We start from the raw sequence: 19,498 nt of genomic DNA, 5'->3' as shown, positions 1-19,498 counted from the left end.
TTTTTTTCAAAGAGGATGGGCACATCGCAGCATTATTAAATAATGATTCTGATTTCTTTCTAAAAGATGAAAACAAGGATCAACTTGTTTCTAAAGTACAGGATCGAAAAATATTGGGTGAATTATATAAAAACAACCCGACTTTGCTTTTATATTGGCCGAGCTGCCTTTCTAAAAATCCTGAAAAAGGAAATGTAAATCAACTTGATCCGGCTTGCAGGCAGCCTTATGAATTAAAGCCTACGGGGTGCGTAGCTCAAGTTGCAAGAGAAATGATTATCCAAGCTAATAGACTTTTTGAAGGCTCTAAGAAGCTTTCAGTTCCCGGTAAAAGCACCTGGGAAATGGTTCTATCAGATGTTAAAAACTATCCCACGGAAGTTATTTTAGAAGCCTCTAACGCTAATTAAAAATAAGAGCGCTTGTCCGAAGATCCGGGTAGAATTCTTTTCATAAAAATAATTACTTTTTTATGAATGAGAGGACAGTTCTTATGAGCATCATGGTTAAAGATCTCGTCAGTCAAAATTTTTTGCCTTCCTAGTACTTATACCCATAGGAAATAGAAAGAGAGGTGTTTTGTTTTTCACTTCTAAATCGTCCGCCTCTTAATACTTCAGGCATAGTTCCTGAGACTTTATTTTTAAATCCATAGGCAAGAGATAGAAATAAATCGTGTTTTTGATAGTTTAAGTTAGCGCCAAAGGTAAGAAGGTCGTAAATTGTTTGCAACCGGTAGCTATGCGAGATGATATATGGAGAATTTGGATTTAATTTTAACCTATGAGAGTAACCGACCCCAAGAGAAAGCATGGAGTGGAGTTTATAGCCGAGGCCAAAATTTAAGTAAGTGGCATCTTGAAGGCCCGGCCCCGGTGATTTATTGGACCCCCTTTTATTAGGGTTAAGTTTGCCATCCGGTAAAATGCTATTATTTGCTTTGGGGAGATTGCTTAAATTTGACCAAAGCACCTCAAAGCGACCCGCTAATTTATCATTAAATCGGTAGCTAAAACCGGCTCCTAATGTTTGAGGGGTATAATTATTTGCATAATGGGGCTCAAACCCCCGATATTTTCGATATTGACCGCAATAGCTTTTTTTTGTCCACGCGGTCCCAAAATCAAGTTTTTCGGTAATACGCCATCTCCAGCCAATTACAAGGCCGGCGCCATTTGAATGATCACGTCCGTTATTAGTCACATGACCGGGAGAGACTGACCTCAAGGGGTTATCAGCTCTTTGGAATCCATTTCTTTGATGAGTAAAATGGAAAAAATCGATCGACAAGCCAAGGGAGTGGAATTCGTTAATTTTAAAAGAGAAAACAGTGGATAGGACTTGCGTTTTCTCAAGTATAAGAATTGGGGTGGTTCCACTAATGGGGTTTGGGTATTTTGTTTGCAATCGCGTATGACCAGGCATTGTATAAGCTGCGATGCTAAAAGAACTTTCGATATTTTTTTTGCCATATTTTATTTGTAGTTGTTTATGGAAGGCGGCATCTACTGTCACTAAATTCTTTGCTCGATAAGTAAAATCTGTTTTTCCGGGTCTAAAGAGGGGGTTATCGTCAAGATTATTAAGTGTCGAAGTTTGATGGACCCAAAAAAGCCCGACATCAAACCTATCTTTAATCCATACCGCATTAGCTGGATTGACAATACCTGCAAAAGCATTTAGTCCCGCCGAAAAGGTATTGGGGCGGCCTCCGGCTAGGGTCCCAATGGCATTTCCTGCGTAGAGGATAAAAAGGCTAATCATTAAAAATGAGCGTAACATCAAGGGCTTTTCTGGCTATACATGCTAAGTTATTTTGATTTTTTTGATAAAATTTCGTGATATAGATCGTGAATCTTTATAGTAACGGCAAAGGGTGCAAGAATAATCCCTGTTAATGTAAAATAACTTATGGGAACAACTTTGTTAAAGGCTCTAGAAAGACAACCTTGCTCCTCAATAAGATGGTTCGTTTTAGCAAATTGGACCCCTTCAAAAAAGCCAATCGCACCACCTGTCCCAAAAGTGGCGATGCCCAAGTGCTTGGCATTTTTTTTTATAAATGGAAAAAAAATTGGTTGAAAAATATTTTTTATAGGACTGACCATTCTATCTCCCTTATTTACAAGTATGGCATCCTACTTCATCCATGCTGATTTTGTGAATAAATATTTCTTTAATGAGAGGTTTTGACATCGTCATGATCGGTTGATAGAGCCACAGTTAGCCACTCATTTAATTCCCTTTCCACCTCTTTTTTTTGAGTATTCCTGAGACCGTATCTGAAACTGAAAACAAGCCTATTTTGCTGTCTTGCTAATCTAAGAATGGCTTAAGAAAGCTGTTATGGATTTTGCCCGGTTGCTTAGGATTCGCTCTTGCTGCAAATTCTCGGATTTTTCCGAAGGAGTCTAAAATGGTTTGAAGGTTTTTTGGGGTAGCTGCCACTTCTTTGGCAAAAGCTTGTGAGCGCTCCTTTAATAAAACAAACTTTTTTGAATATCCAAGCTTGTGGCAGTTTCCTTTTTTTAACCAATAGATAAAACTAAAAAACAAATGATCATAATATTTTTTTACTCTTTTTCCTCTCTCCTCTATAATCCTTAAAAAAATAAGACCTTCCCTTGTTTAAAGTGAGATATTATCCTATGCGCCCCCTATTTACCCTTTCTTTAATCCTAACTCTATGTGTAAACATTTTTTTTGCGAATGCCATAACTCCTTGTTATGAAAAGCTCTCTCTAAAGGAAGTTAACCTTTCTGAAGATGAAATCGATGACATCGTAAATGAAGCTCTAAAAACATTTAATGTCCCCGGGGCTTCAATAAGCCTTGTTTTTAAAGATCAAACGCTATTTTCAAAAGGGTATGGCCTTCGTGATATGGTTACAAAACTTCCCGTCACAGAACATACTCTTTTCCCTATTGCCTCTTGCACCAAAGCTTTTACGGCAACTTTATTAGCTCAGCTTGTGGATGAAGGAAAAGTGGCTTTTGATGATCCGGTAAAAAAATATATCCCGGAATTTTATCTTGTGGATGATGAGAGGACGGAGCTATTAACCATACGTGATTTAATCGCTCATAGAACGGGAATGGCTCGTCATGATCCCATTTGGTATTTTTCCGATCTAGCAAAGGATAGGTTGCTTGAAATTTTAAAAAATTTGGAGCCTGCTTGCAACTTAAGAGAGAATTTCCAATACAATAATTTAATGTATACGGTAGCTGCCATGGTGGCTGAAAAAGTGACAGGAGAGTCATGGGAAGCCTTAATTTCTTCGCGTTTACTAAACCCGCTCAAAATGGAAAATTCAACCACTTCTCTTGAAATTTTAAAAGAAAAATCTGATTTTTCATCCCCTCATGCTGAGTTATATGGAGTTCTTAGCGAGATTCCTTTTCGTGATCCTGCGGTTGCAAGCCCGGGCGGCGGTCTTATTTCAAATGCTATCGAGATGGCTAATTGGCTTAAAGTGCAATTAGGAGAAGGTCTATTTGGAAAAGAAGCGATTATTAATCCTCATACTTTAAAAGAAATGCACGTCGAACAGATGCCCCTTTCGAGCCCCGTATTCAATGAACATATCACTGGGTACGGGTTGGGATGGTTTCTTGGCAATTATAGGAATCATGATCTTATTTGCCATAGCGGCGAGATAGATGGTTTTTCATCGGATGTGGCCTTGTTGGCTCAAAAGAAAATCGGTCTTGTTATATTAGCCAATAGCAGCAGCGACGGCCGATACCTTGTCTCTGCCATAAGAAACCAGATTTTTGATAAAATTATTAATGCCTATGATATAAATTGGAAAAGCAAATTTTATGCTATGAAAAATAAAGTCAAGCGCCATCAATGGGACAATCTTGAGCTCTTGGCTAAATGCTGGAATACCCCTTGCCTTGAACCTTTAGAGATATTCAATGGAAGCTATAATCATCCGGCTTATGGAACATTAGAAGTAAAAATTGAGGACAATATGCTTCTCGCTTTTTTTGGGAAGCTGGCAACGCCTCTTTTTTATAAAGAAGAAAATGTTTTTCTTGGCTTATGCCCCGAGCTTCTTATTTATGGTGCAAGTCCTATTATCGAGTTTAAGTTTAATAGGGATGTAAATGGACTGATAGATACGTTCGATGTCCCTTTTGAAGGGTTTAGATGCGCTAAACCGATTACGTTTAGGCGCTCTTAAATAACAACTCCATTGGGTGGGCTTGTTGGATTTGTGTCATCTAAAGTGATTCGGATCCTTTCAACCCCTTTATTTGCTCTATCACGTTTTAGGGTGATGGCACCTACTTCTCGAGTGGATCGGACGTGGGTGCCACCGCAGGGAACCGTTGCTATATTGGGAAGCCGCCAATAACGGATTTCATTTTCTTCATTTAAATACCCTTTTTCTATCGGCAGATCCGCCTCTATAATTTTATTATAGGCCTTTAAAATAACGGGGAAGTACTCTGATATATTGCTTGAACATTCAAAATCGACTCGAGCGCCTGTTTCTGACATATGGGCGCCTCTTTTCCTTATGACAGCGTCGATTTCATTTGGCTTAAGCTCAATGCCATCGCTTGTTTTATTAAACAAACGATTCATAAGAACCAGCACAAGCTCGAGAAGTAAAGTGTAGCCTCATGAGCCTATTTCGACGGAGCCAATCAATTTCCATGGTAACTCTGTCTTCTATTGACAAACCATGGCCTTCAGGGAGCGTATAGTAAATATAAAAAGGTGAAGCTTTATCCATTCGAGAGGCGATGACAGGGATGCCATTTAAAGTTATCTTATCGCTTTCTTGTCCGCCTGATTCTGAATACCCGATAGTTTCCTCAAGAACAACTTCATTTCCTTGAAGCGTTTTAATTTTGGTCTCTAGTTCAGAAAGGTAAGGATCTATCCAAAAAATCTTTTTCATAAGCTGTCTTAAAGTTTCAATCTATGACTTATACAACTTGGAGAGCAAAATCTGCAAGGGTCTTAAGTCCGGTTAACCATTTCAATCATTATCTTGGAAAAGCTGTCGTATTGTTTTTCTATTTTTTTACGATAATAGGATCTAAAAAAAGGAGTTAAGATGCTTTTGACGCAAGTTTTTGTTGTTAACTTAGATCGTGTTTTGGATATCTTCTGGAAAGTTGTCAGGCTTTCTTGAGAAAAAAAGGGGATTTTAGTCAAAGTTTTATAACTTCTGTAGGGTTCTACATCTAAAATATGTATGCTAACATGGCCTTTTTTATTTTTAATTTTGGTTTTTACCGTACTTCCTTTTTGGAAAGGAGCTTCCAGCATGCAAGATTCAAATTCATCAATATTTTTAGGCCAATGGCTTGGGTTAGTGCAAAAACTCCAGAGCTCTTCAAGCGGTAGATCCACCTCAAGATTGTATTCATAGAACCACTTAAACATGAGCACACCCAAAAATTATTTATTCCGGTTAGTCTAGTCTATCACACTTTTCAGATTTTAGCAAATTTATCCCTTTCACCCTTAATGAGATAATGCAAATGATTTGAAGGCAAACGGGTTTTTTTGATGTAAAATTTTTTATTGAGTTTTGGTTAGGCCAGTGATATGAATTTTTTTAATCAGACTTCCTTTTGCAGACAGGAAAAGCTATGAAAAAAAATCTTACGAATACACTCAAAATTTCAATTGTCGGGATCCTGCTCTTGTCGTCATTTTTTTTCTTGAAAAGAGATGAAATTACCAAAGAATCTTTTCCTGATAGACATGTGCCCTCAAGAGAAATTCCTGTACCGACGAATGTGAGTAGGGAGCTCAAAAAAAATATTGCGCTGCCCTTAAACCCTCTCATGTATGTCGAACCTAAAACTAGGGAAGAGTGGCGTGAAATTGTTGAAAAAGGATCGGGGGTTGTCACACAGTCTTTAATGTCTCAAGCCAATAAACTATTTAAAGTAGAAGTGAAGCCTGAAATCATGGCTGAGGTAAAGACCCATATCGTTTCACCGAAAAATATCCCTGAAAAAAATAAAAATCGCATTTTAGTGTATATTCATGGCGGCGGCTATATCTTAAATGGTGGGGAAGGAAGTATTCCTGAAGCTATGGCCATGGCGCATTATGGAGAGATCAAAGTCATTTCAATTGATTATAGAATGCTACCGGATTACCCTTTCCCGGCAGGCCTTGACGATGTTATTGCCGTTTATAAGCAAGTTCTTAATCAATATAAACCTGAAAATATCGGCATGTTTGGAACATCTGCAGGCGCAGCACTTACAGCTTCCGCTATGTTAAAACTAAATGATCTTAACCTTCCTCAACCTGCCGTCATAGGTCTTGGAACCCCTTTTTCTGATATCTCAGGAATCGGCGACTCCTATCAGACTAATCAGGATATCGATAATTTTCTTGTAAAGTATAACGGCCTTTTAAGAAGCATAGCTAACCTTTATACCGGTAAAAACGATATGAAAGAACCTTTGATTTCTCCAGTTTATGGGGATTTTAAAAAAGGATTTCCACCGACTATCCTTACAACAGGCACTCGAGATCTTTTCTTAAGCAATACGGTTCGCATGCACCAAAAGCTTAGAGAAGCTGGCGTAGAAGCCTATTTACAAGTATTTGAAGGCTGCTCCCACGCTTTTTATCTGCAAGTTCTAGACTCGCCTGAATCTAAACAAGCCTACCAAGAAATGGTTTTATTTTTTGATAAACATTTAGGGAACTCTTGATAAAATTAATAATTTTATTTTTTTTCTTTATGGTTTCTACCTTTTATTTTGAAGAAGCTTTTGGCTTTATGGAAACTCTATCTGAAAGAGCGACTAACCCCATTACCAACTTGTCGCAGCTTCAATTGGAAAATGATGTAACCCCAAAAAATTATGGGACAAATGGTTATGCGAATCAGTTAACCGTAAAACCTATGGTCGCATTTAATAAGACAAAGTGGTTTCCATTTGATCAGCTTATAAGAGTCAAGTTTCAAATCCCGACCCTTCCAAACTCCTCTCTAACAAAAAGGGGAACTTACTTAGGGGATACTCAATTTTTTGATTTATTTATAAGGGAAGAGCCTTCTTGGGGTAGGTGGGGGATTGGGCCGATGGCAATTTTTCCAACGGCTTCAAAATTAGAAGCAGGGCAAGGAAAATGGCAACTAGGTCCTGCTATTGGGATAAGCATACTTAAATTCCCTCGCTGGCAGATCGGGTTTTTAGCTCAAAATCCGATTTCATTTGCAGGAGACTCTCATAGCCCAAAACAAAACTATCTTTTATTTCAACCATTCCTAATCTATCACTTTTTGAAAGATACTTATGTCATCACAAATGGCGAATGGACAGTCGATTGGTTTAATCGCATAACCCAAATACCTGTCAATATTGGGATTGGCCACACAGCCCCGTTTATAGGTAAGCTTAAAGTCGATTCTTGTCTTCAATTTGAGTTTATGGCTTACCAAAATGCTGTTAAGAGTTCAGGCTATGTCAACCAATCCACTATCCAGATTTCCTTAAGTCTTCTTTTTGATTAGGAAACATTCATAACCGTAATCTTATCCTTTTGAAAAAGCTTTTTTCCATTCAACGTAATTTTATCGACAGCTTTTGGATAAATGGCGATGCTTACTTCTTGGGCATTTACCCAACCGGCGCAAAAATCAGTGTCTTGCTCGACACACATAAGAAGCGATAGAATAAGCTTGCCCGTAGGATGCAAAAACACATTTTTAAAATGAAGTTTGGTATTTGTATGCAGGCTTTCTAATAATATCGAAAGATTTCCTTCACCATCTATCTCAGATGAACATTGCATTTTTCCGGATTCAAAAGAATAAACTACTTTTCCATCATCTGCAGCTGATAGGGAACAAGTCAGAAAAGCCAAAAAACACAATAACCATTTAACCATCTAAAGACTCCAATCATAAAAGATTCATATTAACAAGATCGAAAGGTTGCAACCATATCAAAAAAAAATGTTCAATATAAGATCTTTTTAAATAGAGGTTCATTTCAAATTTGCGTTTGAAACTAAAGCAACAACTTTGGTGCAATTAAGTTAGGTTCCTTTGTAAAATTCACTTAATAGTTAAGGGAAGCTTCAATGAATTCTGAATTGGCGCAAATTATTTATTTGAATGGCCCGTCTAGCAGCGGCAAAACCACACTTGCAAAAGCCTTGCAACAGGCTTTTGAAAAACCCTATTTGCATGTTGGAATTGATAAAATTATAGGATGGATGCCTGAAAAATTAAATGATTGGACGGGAAATAGCAACCCTCAAGGGTATAGTTGGAAAGAAGGTAAAGATGAATCCGGCGCTTTAATCCAAGAATTGCAGGCCGGACCTTACGCAAAAAAGATAGAAGAGGTTTTTCGAAAGATTGTTCTTACCCTTGCAAAAATGGGGCATCCACTTATTGTCGATGATATTTCCTTTGGCAAACACGAAATCGATCTTTGGAAGGTAGTCTTAAAAGATTTCTCCGTATTATGGGTGGGGATTAGAGCGCCGTTATTTGTATTAGAAAGTCGTGAAAAGGAGCGCTGCAATCGAATCATAGGCTCTGCAAGAGGTCAGATTCAAAAAGTTCATGCAGGGATGGTTTATGATTTAGAAGTAAATACGCACGAATCTTCTATTTCCGATATCGTTGAGTCTATTAAAAAGGCAGCCTTAAATAAAATTTTAGCTGAAAAGAGAAAATACGAAGTTACCTTAGTGAAAGCGGAAGACAAAGATAAAGAAACGATTCAAAATCTCGGTCGCTTTTATGTCTATGAAATGTCAAGGCATTGCGGTTTTTTAGAAGGTTGGGAGGTGCCCTGTAATGGTCTATTTGAATGCAGGCACTTGAGCTCATACATCGAAAAACCTGATCGGCATGCTTTTCTTATAAAGGTGGATGGGGAATTAGCCGGTTTTGTTTTGATCAATAAGGTCGGTAGCACTTTTGATGTGGATTGGAATGTGGGAGAATTTTTTGTGGTCTCTAAATTTCAAGAAAAAGGAATCGGAAAAATTGTAGCTGAACAGATTTTCAATCAGTTTCCAGGGATATGGGAAACCGCTCAAATTCCAGAGAATAGAGCGGCTCGTGATTTTTGGGAGAAAGTCGTCAGCCAATATACCGATGGCCAATATGAGAAGAGCGTAAAGACCATAGAATATCCCACTCCTCACCCTATGGTAGTTTTAAAGTTTTCCTCTAAGATTTTTAAGGATTAATCAAAAAGGTTTCTCAGGCCAAGGGAAGCCTACAGGTAAAGCTTCTGCTTGATCTATCTTTTCTTTAAGATCCCGATGGAGCTTATTCGCTTGGCTTGCATTTTCAGGAGAGACATCTTTATATAAAAGATTGTGAAGCTGCCCCGGATCATTTTTTAGATCATACATTTCATACTCAAAATGGCTGCCGTCTGCTGAATAATACACAGCATAGACCCAATCGCCTTTTCGAATAGCGCGAATATGCCCGCCCGGAACATCTTCCGGTAAAAAGAAGTTGTCATCATAGGTAAAAAGAATAGAGTCTTGAACCGATTCCACTTCGTTATTAAGGATCGGGACAATGCTGACTCCTTTGCCATATTGAGCAAATTCCGGAACGCCTGTAAGCTCGGCAATTGTTGGAAGCAAGTCTAAATGGCAATAAAATGCGTCCGTAGTTTTCGGGTTTGGAAATAATTGGGGGTTAGAAATAATCAAAGGGATATGGGTCATTTCTTCATAGACGGTATAAGCTTTTTCTCTCATTCCATGCGATAAACCAAGTTCGCCATGATCTGCGGTTCTAATAATAATCGTATCGTCTGTCAAGCCGGTTTCGTCGAGGGTATCTAAGATTTTGACGATACTTTCATCGATTTTTTTATTTAAATAAGCATAAAAATTCACATATTCTTTTTCAGCTTGAGGCCCGTTTAAAGGAGACTGTTTGTTGTACGCTTCACGAGCTTTAAGCTGCACAGAGGGTTTTGTTTTAAGGTCATCTTTAAAGTTGGGAGGAAGGTCTATTCCCATATTTGCAAAATCTTCCTTTTTATAACCTGCTTTTTCAAAGGAAGTCGGGTAGACCCAAACATCATGAGGATTGACAAGCGAAATAAAAAGACAGAAGGGCTTTCTTTCCTCTGAATCTTTAGCTGCTGCTTTTTTTAAATAGTCCAGTATGCCTTCTCCCCATCCGGGAGTTTCTTTAGGTGTTTTTTTTAGAGAGCCGTATAAATAGCGGAAGTCATTATTTGCATATCCGCCGCCTAAAGTTGAAAGGCCATCAAAAAAGGTTCCGTCAACATTCTTTTCAATTTCCATAATGGCATTGCCGGCATCCGGCGGCGTCCATCCATAAAGATCGTATTTTTCTTGAATATTAGCGATATCCTTTTCCGTCCAATTATACCCTCCCTTTAGAGGAGGGCTTAAGTGCCACTTGCCTTTCCAAACGACATCATATTCGGTATGCTTTTTAAGCAATGATCCGATATCCATAAGCTCATCCCCTGAAGGAAGCCCTGTTTTTGAAGGGGTGCTTGGCACTTTATTAATCGGGTAATGCTCGCTTGTGGTTAAAACGGCTCTACTTGGAGTGCATTCAGAAGCTGCTGTATAGGCTTTTGTAAAAAAGATCCCGTTTTTACTTAAACGATTATTTGAAATAAGATTTTTTTCAGCCCAGCCTTCAGGCCAATGGGTCGGGTATCTCTCTTGATCGGTTAGAATTACTATAATATTTGGTTTCTTGCCATTTTTTAAAATAGTGGGTTTGGAATTATTAGCCTCGGGTTTTTCTTGCGTCGCACATCCCGTTGCTATCAGGGATAAAAAAAATATCCAAAAACAAGTTGAGATATGAACGAATGGATTAAAAATACAATTTTTTATAGACACATTAATTCCTTGTTTTTTTTAAAGGTTAGCAAAAGTCATTCGTTATATCTTCAAAAGTTGTTCCGCGTTTTTATAGCAGACTTTTTCCAATGCTTTTTTATCCATCGGCGCTTTTTCAATAAATTGTGAAGCTGTGTTTGAGGATTCATAAGGGTAATCTATAGAAAACATCACTCGATCTTCACCAAGCTCTTGAAGAGCGCACAAAAGGGGGCCATTGGAGCACATTCCGGAACTTGTCACATAAAAATTATTTCTTAAGTATTGAGAAGGGAGTTCTTTTAATTCTTTTTGCTTCTTTAGGATTCCCCATCGACTATCAATACGCCATAAAAGGTAGGGGAGAGTCTCTCCCATATGCCCTAAAATTACCTGTATTTTAGGAAATTTATCGAAAAGACCTGAAAATACTAAGCGAAGAGCATGGGTTGCAGTTTCTGCTGTCCAACCCCAAATTGGCCCATCAAGTTCAGGATGGTTTTTATAGCTTTCAGAAACATGCAAAGGGTTTCCGGGATGCAAATAAATAGGGACATTCAACTCCTCTGTTTTTTTCCAAAAAGGAAGGAATTTCTCTTCATCCAAGTAGGAGCCTAGCGTTTGGCCATTAATCAAAGCTCCAAGAAATCCATATTGATTAACGCAATGTTCAAGCTCATTTGCAGCAGACATGGGGTCTTGCATAGCAAGACAGGCAAAGCCACGAAAGCGTTTAGGGTTTTTGGAAATTTTTTCTGCTAAAAATGCATTGGTTTTAGAAGCCGCTGCGACTGCACTTTTCGTATCTTTTATTCCTTGAATCCCTGGGTCTGTTAAAGAAAGCACAGAAATTTCAACGCCGGCTTCATCCATGGCTTTGATCCGTAAATCTTCGAAATCCAATAAACGGATCTGAAAATCTTCTGCTTGCTTTGGATCCATCGCGGAAAAATCTATTTTTTGAGTATCCGGAAGCAATTCAGGGGTAATAAAATGCTCTTCGAGTGCTATTTTTTTCATTATTGTCCTTAAGAAGCCGTAAAAAAATTATCTATAGGTTAAATAATTTTTTAAATCAATAAACTCATAGCATCTATTTTTGTCTTCGAATGGAATCGAAAGATAGTGAATGAATATTATTCAAAATAAAGGATAAAATACGATGAATTAAAATTTTATTTTTTGCTAGGCAATCCAATGAAGGTAATGCAAAGCTTCCCGATTAAAAGTGAACTTGAAGCTTTAATGAAAGAAAATAATGTCCCTGGTCTTTCTCTTGTGATCATAGAGAAAGCAATAACTACAATGCATATTGAATTGGGTGTAAAGAATGTTGAGAGTAAAAATCCGATTGATGAAAGTACAGTATTTGAAGCTGCCTCTCTTAGTAAACCCGTCTTCGCATATGGAGTTTTAAAGTTAGTAGAGGCTTGCAAAATAGATTTAGATAAGCCACTTGTTGAATACTTTTGCAATCCCGATATAACAAAGGATGAAAGAATCAATTCTATTACAGCGAGAATGGTTTTAGCCCACACGACAGGTTTTCCCAATTGGAGGCAAAAAAACGAATCTTTAAAAATTTATTTTCAGCCGGGCGAAAGATTTGGCTATTCAGGGGAGGGTTATTTATATTTGCAAAAGGTAATAGAACATATTTCGGGGTTGTTTTTAGAAGAATATATGCAAAAAAATGTTTTTAATTTTCTCGGAATGGAACATAGCTCTTACATTTGGTGTAATAATAATAAAAAAGCGGCAGCTCACAAAGCTGACGGAAGTCGGGATGAAACGCAAACGGACGCACCTCAAAATGCGGCCTTTACTTTGCATACGACGGCACTTGATTATGCGAAATTTGTTATAGCCATATTAGTAGGAAAGGGCCTGGGTTCGGAAATGGCACGCGAAATGTTAATGCCACATATTAAAGTGCATGAAGGGGGGATTAGTTCGATTAATCATTATACAGGAAATCTCTCAAAGTCAGTTTCATGGGGTTTGGGATGGGGAATTCAGTCCACGAAAAATGGGAATTCATTTTGGCATTGGGGAGATAACGGAGGATTTAAAAGTTTTATTATAGGATCCAAGAACAATAATTCTGGAATTATTATTTTTACAAATGGCGCCAAAGGTTTAGTCCTTATTTCTGAGATAATTAAGAAATATAGGGACGATCTTCAGCCTGCTCTAGATTGGCTTGCGAAAGAATATTCAATGCAAGAAATATCTAATCGCACATAATCTTTTTATGATGCCTTTTTTAAAGCCTTACACTTTGTAGGAATCGACCATTTTTTTGAGTTGATCTCCTAGTTCATTAAGATTTTTTCCTGAGGTTTCCAAAAGGGTTGCACAGGACAAATTTTTATCGGTAGAGTCTTTTATGCTGTTTATGGCAAGGGCCATTTGTTCGATCCCTTTCAATTGTTGTTCAGAAGAATTCTCTATTTGGGTAGAGGCTTTAGCGGCCTCAAATACTGTTAAAGCAAGCGCTTGAATGGAGTTTTCGGCTATTTCAGTTTGCCTGACCCCCTCGTTAATCACATCGCCTCCTTCAACAGTTGCCGCAACAGCAGATTGGATAGCTTTCTGAACATCGTTAAGGATGGTACGCACTTGCTTTGTCGCGACCTCTGATTGTTCTGTTAATCGTTTCATTTCTTGTGCCACCACATGAAAACCCTTTCCATGATCACCGGCTTTCGAAGCTTCTAAAGACGCATTAACTGAGAGCAATTTGGATTGAGAGGACAATTCCTCAACCGTATCGATAATTTTTACAATAGACTGGCTTTGAAGGGAAAGCTGATTCATGCTTGTGGAAATAGCATCGGTTTGTTGTTTAATACGATTCATGCCTATGACTACGTTTTCAGCTGATTTAACACCGCTTTCCGAGGTTTGTATTGCTTGCTCTGACTCTTCAGTAACTTGTTTGGCGCGTTGATTAAAAATTTGTGCCGTTTGATGCATTTCCTCGATTGCTGTTGTGGTTTGCATTATAGCCATGGCTATTTCGTTGGCAATTGAGGTTAATTGGCCGGTGGATGAAACTATTTCTGTAACGGAAGATTCTAAAATATTAATGGCATCCAAGAGCTCTTTTGTCATATGCCTTAAACTGTCGACCATGGATAAAAAAGCATTTCCAAGCACATCTTTATTAGACTGCGGCTTAATGGATACTCTAAGGTCACCTGAAGCAATCTGGGTTGCAACATCCGCCATCTCTTTTAAAGATTTGGTCATGTGGTTAAAGGATTGAGTAAGCAAACCCACTTCATCAAATCGATTATTATTAAGAAGTTTGACGTTTAAATCTCCTTCAGAAATTTTTCCCGCAAATTTTGAAATTTCATTAAGGGGATCTGAAATATTACGTGTCAAAAGATAAGTAATTGCAAATAAACTAATGAAGGTGATGATGGTTCCTATAACGATAAAGTAAAGGCTTCTTTGGGCGTTTGCATGAGCTTTTTCGGTTCGTTCGCGAAGTAAATTATTTTCTTCGGCTTCTATCTGGTTTAAGAGATTCCGAATCTCATCCATGACTACTTTGCCGGAATCGGTGAGCACAATTTGACGAGCCTCTTCAAATCCCTTAGAGTCATTTTTTCTAACTTCAATGGTTTCATGAAGTTCTTCAAATTTATCGTAAATCAAGCTTTCAAGCCTATCAAGCTTTTGCTTTTGATTTTCAGATAGCAACTCTTTAAGAGTCATTATATTTTGGTCCACTTGTTCTTTAGCCTTAAGATAGGGCTCTAGATAGCTTGATCGTCCTGTAATAATAAACCCTCTTTGACCGGTCTCTGCATCTTTAAGATTGGAAAGTAAGGTGTTTAATGTCCCAAGGATATCATAGGAACGAGTCACTTGCTTGGATGTATCGATAAGTATGATTGTACTACGAAGCGAAATTAAGCCGATTATGATTAACATCAAAAGCGCGAATGCAAATCCCGCGGCGATTTTCATTTTGACATTCCATTTCATGAAAAAAACTCCAGACTTAAAATCCTACTTAAGGCTTCATCAGTTAGAAATTAAAATTAAGGATCGCATCTTTCTACTTTAATTTTTAGGAGGTGGTTATTGCTCGCCACATTATTGATAGTGATGGAAAAGGGGTCAGGGTAACAACCCGGAAAAGTGCAGCCGCATTCAGAACAGGCATCGCAAGAAAGAGTTCTTTCGGCAGAATCATCCTGGCTTAAAAAATCTATGTCGTTGCATTTTGAATAAATATTATCCCAAATCGAATCGATATGAAACCAAGTATCAAACCCTACCTGGCAATATTTTGCAGAGCAATTTTGATAGAGGATATTGACTGCCGGCTCAATGATTCTTGGATCGGGCGCCCAGCCAAACCCGGTTCCGTTGCCTTTTGTAATATCTTCAAAGCCAAATTCATTATAAACTTTAACATTTTTGGCATGGCAATCTATGAATTTTGTGTTAGAACCTTGTGCAACGCTAAAGCCTGTAGCTTGCTTGTCTTGCGGGTTAATTGCCGAGATGAAATTTACAGAGCATTCTTTTACCTGAACATCAGAGCCGTAAACTTCAATTCCTGTCGCTTTTGCCCCTGTTTTGGCAGGTCCTGCTCCATCTAAGACGCTGAATACCTTGCATTTTTTTACAACGGCATTGGTGCATTCAAAGACGCTAATTCCATGGGCATCATCGCAACAACCCGTAATATTTGAAATTTTACAATCCCTTAGCCATAGGTTAGTTGAAATAAAGGGAATAAGGCCAATCGCTGTATGGCCTTCAGTGTTAAGGTTGTCTATAAACTCGCTTTTGATTCCATCTAGCTTGCATGATTTTACGTCCGCTAAATCGCAAAGCACATGGCCTATTCCGGTACAAGCTCCGTCTCTATTCAACAAATTTGAGATATGGCAATCCCAGATTCTAGAGTTATAGGTTCCTGTCATTTGAATCGCTGCGCAAGATCCCGTTTTTACATTAATATTTTTTACGTGGCATTTATGTACGTAGGCGACACTAGAAGCGCTGACTAATATGCCGACAGGAACTGTATAAACAGCTGTATTTTCAATATTCAGCCCATCTACTGTGATATGTTCGATTATAATGTTGGTGCAGGCGGTGCAGTCAATGCCTCTATAAGCCATGTTTGCAATCGTACCGTTTTTTATGGTCAGATTTTGTGATAATAAAGCTACGATGCCGGTTGTGTTAAAAGAGGTGGTTTCACTTGTAAGTTGATAGTGCTTAAGGTCAAGGGTCACATCGGAGGATTCAATTAAAATGGCTTGGCCATTTCCGCTCGGGCTCCACGTGATGTCGTTTCCAAAGACATAGGTTCCGGGGGAATTGATCGTAATGCCGCTTGGTGGAATTTCACGAATGACGATTTCATTATCCGAGGCCTTAACCTGAAAAATAAATAGAAGTAGACTTAAGGTTAGATAGATTGTCTTCATCGCGTTATCTCATGTTGATAGAAATACCACCTTATTAAAGTCAGAGCCATAAAAAGGCAATCAAATGTTTTTTTGATAACCAACAAAAAGAAGAGCTCGGATTGATCTTCAAAGAACTTATTTTGTGTTTTGCCAAACTGCTCGGAAAAGCTCTAATTCTTTCAGAAAAATTGTTTCACTAGTCCCGCCTTTACGAAGAGCAATTCTTGAACCGGGTCCTATTCGCCGTTAATGTCTTTCTATAGACGAGCTTATAGTTTACTTATTTTTTGTGCTTCTGATAGTGTTCAATCAAAGTTTTTGCAGTTTCGGTGGAAGAGGCGGGATTTTGACCTGTGATAAGATGGCCATCAACTACAACAAAACTTTGCCAATCTTTTTGTTTTTGGAAGTCTGCGCCTAAACGTTTTAGCTCGTCTTCGACGAGAAAGGGGACCACTTTTGTAAGATGAACTCCTTCTTCTTCGCTATTTGTAAAACCTGTGACGCGCTTACCCTTTACAAGAGGTTCGCCTTTGTAGGTCACTCTATGAAGCACTCCCGGGGCATGGCATACTAAAGCCATCAATTTTCCGGCGTTATAGAACGATTCAAGGAGGGCAATCGAATCTCGACTTTCCGCAAGATCCCACATGGGGCCATGACCGCCTGGATAAAATACCATGTCAAAATCTTCTGAGCGCATATCTTCTAGCTTAGCCGTATGTGCGAATGCTTTTTTTGCTTCTTCATCGTTTTTAAATCGCGTTACAGCAGGCGTTTGGTTTTCCGGTAAATCACTTTTTGGATCTATGGGAGGCTTTCCTCCTTTTGGGGAAGCTAAAGTGGGGTTAATGCCTGCATCTTTGAAAACATAATAGGGCGCAGCAAATTCTTCGAGCCAAAGGCCGGTCTTTTTTCCGGTATTTCCTAATTGATCATGAGACGTCATCACCATCAAGATCTTCATCGTAAAGTTCCTTTCTTGAGTTAAAGTTAGGTTGTACAATTTATTTTAATTAAACCGCAAGATATGTTGCTTGTCCCTAATTTGAATTTTTTATGTTTGAAGGTATTAATAGGGTTAATTTACGTATACGTATAATATTTTTTGAATATTAGTTTTGATTAACTTTCATTGTTAATATAATCCTGTTTAGCAGGACAGAAAAGTTGGCATCATTATGCGATTCGAAGAGAAAGCAGCAGGTGTAGTAGATATACAAAGCATGTTAAGCTTATAAGAAGAGAAAAAATTAACCAAATTCCTGCGCGTTTTGTGCTAGTAGTTAGGCTAAGGCCTAGTTCTCTTAGGAATCTAAATAAAGCAGCCTGAATCGTGTAAGTAAAAATCCAGCAAACAATGAAAATTGCAGCCAGTAATATTATGACCTCCATAAGTTACGGAAGGTTAAAAAAGCCACAAGCTTACGTATGGAGCAATTTTTTTTAAACGACAAAAAAGATTAAGATTTAAGTTTGAAGCTTGAGTATTTTTGCATCTAGACATGAGGTTAAATAAAACCTCTAGAAAAATAGAAACCTTTTTTAAAGCATTTTGTTCTCGCATCTTCAACAGCTTGTTGAATGTCGTAGGTGTCAATATTGTCACCAAATACCGCATAGGGTATCTTTGTTGGATAGTTCGATCGGTGTACCTGTAAAGCCAATGAAGAAAGCATTCGGTAATCCATCACGCATCTGTCTTCAAAAACCATCGATAAAATCGTATTGGCTTCGGTGGGCTTCATCAGCTATCACGATGATATTGCGTCGATCAGAAATCAGCTGATAAGATTTTCCATTTGAAGGTTAGAATTTTTGAATGGTTGTGAAAGTGAAACAACCGGACAAATCCTCTTTGAAGAGAGTTTGTCCGATAAAATTACCGATCACAGGACAGCTTTAGAACTTTTAAGATTTGGAATGGGGTTTAATGAATCAAGCTATGGTAGCTTTAGCCTAGTTAATTTTATTTCCCTAGACCCTTGGAGTCGTAGAAAAGTTCAATCTTAGAGATCAACCCTTCTTTAAAACTCAAAAGAGAAGCGGCTTGCAATTTTTTAGAGAGACCTGGAATCTCTACTTCATAGACAATCATAGCTTGATTTTCTGAACCAAACGGTGCTCGGATTGTGAGAGTTTTAAAAATGCGTGAGAACCCTTGTGCTGCTTTAAGTACCGATTCTTTACCAATTACTGTTTCTTGCGGATCGGTAAATTGAATATCGGGATGTAAGTATTTACTCACTTTTTCGATATTTTTATCCCCTAGAGCTCTATAGTAAGCAACTCCTATTGCCTTTGTATCAGGCTTCATCGATGCACTCCATTTTCAGATTTTTTGACAAACAATATTGATTATAGTAAACTATATCCATTAAATCAATATTAAATATAGTGAGCTATATCCAATATGTCCGGAGTCAAAAGAAGATCCTATAAATCAAATGCGAGAGAGGCTCAAGCAGCGCAAACAAAGGCCCGTATTTTAAACTCTGCAAAAAACCTTTTTGACTCACTGGGATTTGAATATGTGACGATTGAAAAAATTGCTCAAGGAGCAAACGTATCAATACCCACCATTTATTCGCTCTTTCAGTCTAAACTCGGTGTGCTTCGAGCTTTAATGGACAGTGCCCTTCCTAAAAATCAATTCGAGGCTCTTGTTGAGGAGAGTATCCTTGAAAAATCGCCTAAGAAGCGTCTCAGTATTTCTGCTAAAATCGCCCGTCAGATGTATGATGCTGAAAGATTGAAAATGAGTATTTTTCGAGGCGTTGCTGTTTTAGCGCCTGAGCTTAGGGAGCTTGAAAAAGAAAGAGAAATGCGCCGTTATAATCGTCAAGAAGTCACCATAAAAGCCATGGTTAAGGAAAACTCTCTTATAAAGGAATTGAGTGCAGACAAAGCGCGCGATATTCTCTGGGCTTTAACTGGTCGTGATATATACCGGATGTTTGTCATAGAGCAAGGATGGACTTCTGATGAATATGAGGAATGGTTAACCCAATTGCTAATCGTTAGCTTAATAAAGGAGAAATGAATCATCAATAAATATTGGTGACTTCTTATAAGAAAAAACCGAATGATTCACGCGAACCATTCGGTGAGATTTGCGCCTTTCAGGACGGTTTCAGAACTTTTCTCGAGTTCGACTGGTTGTCTATAAGCAGAAAATTACTGACATTTCAAATCATTAAAC

Annotated in this window: 20 protein-coding genes and 1 pseudogene; 7 read left to right on the top strand and 14 right to left on the bottom strand. The window is 38.2% G+C overall.

Annotated features, from left to right (window positions below):
• The coding region (locus CSEC_RS13220) for a hypothetical protein (RefSeq protein ID WP_041017771.1) at window positions 1-410 on the top strand (410 nt) is incomplete at its 5' end.
• A 130-nt stretch (window positions 411-540) separates the two neighbouring features.
• On the opposite strand, the gene CSEC_RS07120 is transcribed toward CSEC_RS13220, so the two are convergent.
• The 3 genes from CSEC_RS07120 to CSEC_RS07110 all read right to left on the bottom strand — a co-directional run bounded on the left by CSEC_RS07120 (window position 541) and on the right by CSEC_RS07110 (window position 2,556).
• Window positions 541-1,782 (bottom strand): OmpP1/FadL family transporter, encoded by a 1,242-nt coding sequence (locus tag CSEC_RS07120; protein ID WP_041017770.1) that lies wholly within the window; start codon window positions 1,780-1,782, stop codon window positions 541-543.
• Between the two features lie 29 nt (window positions 1,783-1,811).
• Window positions 1,812-2,108, bottom strand: coding sequence for a hypothetical protein (locus CSEC_RS07115; protein ID WP_041017769.1), 297 nt, complete (start codon window positions 2,106-2,108; stop codon window positions 1,812-1,814).
• Window positions 2,109-2,316: 208 nt separating this feature from the next.
• Window positions 2,317-2,556, bottom strand: a complete 240-nt coding sequence (locus tag CSEC_RS07110) for a hypothetical protein (RefSeq protein WP_041017768.1) — start codon at window positions 2,554-2,556, stop codon at window positions 2,317-2,319.
• 77 nt (window positions 2,557-2,633) lie between these two features.
• Here CSEC_RS07110 and CSEC_RS07105 point away from each other — a divergent pair, with 77 nt between their 5' ends.
• Window positions 2,634-4,193 carry a serine hydrolase gene (locus CSEC_RS07105; protein WP_154017653.1) on the top strand — a complete coding sequence of 520 codons (1,560 nt, stop codon included), beginning with the start codon at window positions 2,634-2,636 and terminating at the stop codon, window positions 4,191-4,193.
• On the opposite strand, the gene CSEC_RS13360 is transcribed toward CSEC_RS07105, so the two are convergent.
• The 3 genes from CSEC_RS13360 to CSEC_RS07095 form a co-directional block, all read right to left on the bottom strand.
• On the bottom strand, window positions 4,190-4,600 hold the full coding sequence (locus CSEC_RS13360) for an alanyl-tRNA editing protein (protein ID WP_053331878.1): 411 nt from the start codon (window positions 4,598-4,600) through the stop codon (window positions 4,190-4,192). The two genes, CSEC_RS07105 and CSEC_RS13360, sit on opposite strands and share 4 nt — an antisense overlap.
• Window positions 4,584-4,919 carry an alanyl-tRNA editing protein gene (locus CSEC_RS13355; RefSeq protein ID WP_053331877.1) on the bottom strand — a complete coding sequence of 112 codons (336 nt, stop codon included), beginning with the start codon at window positions 4,917-4,919 and terminating at the stop codon, window positions 4,584-4,586. Before CSEC_RS13355 ends, CSEC_RS13360 begins: the two co-directional genes overlap by 17 nt.
• 62 nt (window positions 4,920-4,981) lie before the next feature.
• A complete protein-coding gene (locus CSEC_RS07095; protein ID WP_041017766.1) occupies window positions 4,982-5,410 on the bottom strand; it encodes an SRPBCC family protein in 429 nt (142 codons plus the stop codon).
• Between the two features lie 209 nt (window positions 5,411-5,619).
• Here CSEC_RS07095 and CSEC_RS07090 point away from each other — a divergent pair, with 209 nt between their 5' ends.
• Both CSEC_RS07090 and CSEC_RS12720 read left to right on the top strand, forming a co-directional pair.
• Entirely contained in the window at window positions 5,620-6,705 is a 1,086-nt protein-coding gene (locus CSEC_RS07090) for an alpha/beta hydrolase (protein WP_053331876.1), read from the top strand.
• Window positions 6,702-7,511 (top strand): hypothetical protein, encoded by an 810-nt coding sequence (locus tag CSEC_RS12720; protein ID WP_053331875.1) that lies wholly within the window; start codon window positions 6,702-6,704, stop codon window positions 7,509-7,511. Before CSEC_RS07090 ends, CSEC_RS12720 begins: the two co-directional genes overlap by 4 nt.
• Here CSEC_RS12720 and CSEC_RS07080 read toward each other — a convergent pair.
• Window positions 7,508-7,888: a hypothetical protein gene (locus CSEC_RS07080; RefSeq protein ID WP_041017765.1), complete on the bottom strand. Its 381-nt coding sequence runs from the start codon at window positions 7,886-7,888 to the stop codon at window positions 7,508-7,510. The genes CSEC_RS12720 and CSEC_RS07080 overlap by 4 nt on opposite strands.
• Window positions 7,889-8,083: 195 nt before the next feature.
• Here CSEC_RS07080 and CSEC_RS13430 point away from each other — a divergent pair, with 195 nt between their 5' ends.
• The gene (locus CSEC_RS13430; protein WP_237559219.1) at window positions 8,084-9,208 is read left to right on the top strand and encodes a GNAT family N-acetyltransferase; all 1,125 of its coding nucleotides are present in this window, start codon (window positions 8,084-8,086) and stop codon (window positions 9,206-9,208) included.
• On the opposite strand, the gene CSEC_RS07065 is transcribed toward CSEC_RS13430, so the two are convergent.
• Together CSEC_RS07065 and CSEC_RS07060 are read right to left on the bottom strand one after the other, a co-directional pair.
• On the bottom strand, window positions 9,209-10,870 hold the full coding sequence (locus tag CSEC_RS07065) for a sulfatase family protein (RefSeq protein ID WP_041017764.1): 1,662 nt from the start codon (window positions 10,868-10,870) through the stop codon (window positions 9,209-9,211).
• Between the two features lie 42 nt (window positions 10,871-10,912).
• Window positions 10,913-11,869, bottom strand: a complete 957-nt coding sequence (locus tag CSEC_RS07060; RefSeq protein WP_041017763.1) for an amidohydrolase family protein — start codon at window positions 11,867-11,869, stop codon at window positions 10,913-10,915.
• Between the two features lie 177 nt (window positions 11,870-12,046).
• Here CSEC_RS07060 and CSEC_RS07055 point away from each other — a divergent pair, with 177 nt between their 5' ends.
• Window positions 12,047-13,096, top strand: coding sequence for a serine hydrolase domain-containing protein (locus tag CSEC_RS07055; RefSeq protein ID WP_053331874.1), 1,050 nt, complete (start codon window positions 12,047-12,049; stop codon window positions 13,094-13,096).
• Window positions 13,097-13,123: 27 nt separating this feature from the next.
• Here CSEC_RS07055 and CSEC_RS07050 read toward each other — a convergent pair whose 3' ends face one another.
• The 5 genes and pseudogenes from CSEC_RS07050 to CSEC_RS07035 all read right to left on the bottom strand — a co-directional run bounded on the left by CSEC_RS07050 (window position 13,124) and on the right by CSEC_RS07035 (window position 18,613).
• Window positions 13,124-14,851, bottom strand: a complete 1,728-nt coding sequence (locus tag CSEC_RS07050; RefSeq protein ID WP_041017762.1) for a methyl-accepting chemotaxis protein — start codon at window positions 14,849-14,851, stop codon at window positions 13,124-13,126.
• A 56-nt stretch (window positions 14,852-14,907) separates the two neighbouring features.
• Window positions 14,908-16,314: a right-handed parallel beta-helix repeat-containing protein gene (locus CSEC_RS07045; protein ID WP_041017761.1), complete on the bottom strand. Its 1,407-nt coding sequence runs from the start codon at window positions 16,312-16,314 to the stop codon at window positions 14,908-14,910.
• A gap of 262 nt (window positions 16,315-16,576) precedes the next feature.
• Entirely contained in the window at window positions 16,577-17,263 is a 687-nt protein-coding gene (locus CSEC_RS07040; protein WP_041017760.1) for a type 1 glutamine amidotransferase domain-containing protein, read from the bottom strand.
• Between the two features lie 589 nt (window positions 17,264-17,852).
• A pseudogene (locus CSEC_RS13425) lies at window positions 17,853-18,144 on the bottom strand (DEAD/DEAH box helicase family protein); the annotation flags it as partial.
• A 121-nt stretch (window positions 18,145-18,265) separates the two neighbouring features.
• Window positions 18,266-18,613: a nuclear transport factor 2 family protein gene (locus CSEC_RS07035; RefSeq protein ID WP_041017759.1), complete on the bottom strand. Its 348-nt coding sequence runs from the start codon at window positions 18,611-18,613 to the stop codon at window positions 18,266-18,268.
• 96 nt (window positions 18,614-18,709) lie between these two features.
• Between CSEC_RS07035 and CSEC_RS07030 the strand changes: the two genes are divergently transcribed.
• Window positions 18,710-19,339: a TetR/AcrR family transcriptional regulator gene (locus CSEC_RS07030; RefSeq protein WP_041017758.1), complete on the top strand. Its 630-nt coding sequence runs from the start codon at window positions 18,710-18,712 to the stop codon at window positions 19,337-19,339.
• Window positions 19,340-19,498 lie beyond the last annotated feature (159 nt).

It is taken from the genome of Criblamydia sequanensis CRIB-18, assembly GCF_000750955.1.
Classification (GTDB): domain Bacteria; phylum Chlamydiota; class Chlamydiia; order Chlamydiales; family Criblamydiaceae; genus Criblamydia; species Criblamydia sequanensis.
Note: the sequence above shows the minus strand (reverse complement) of the source record. Positions and strands in the feature narration are given on the sequence as shown.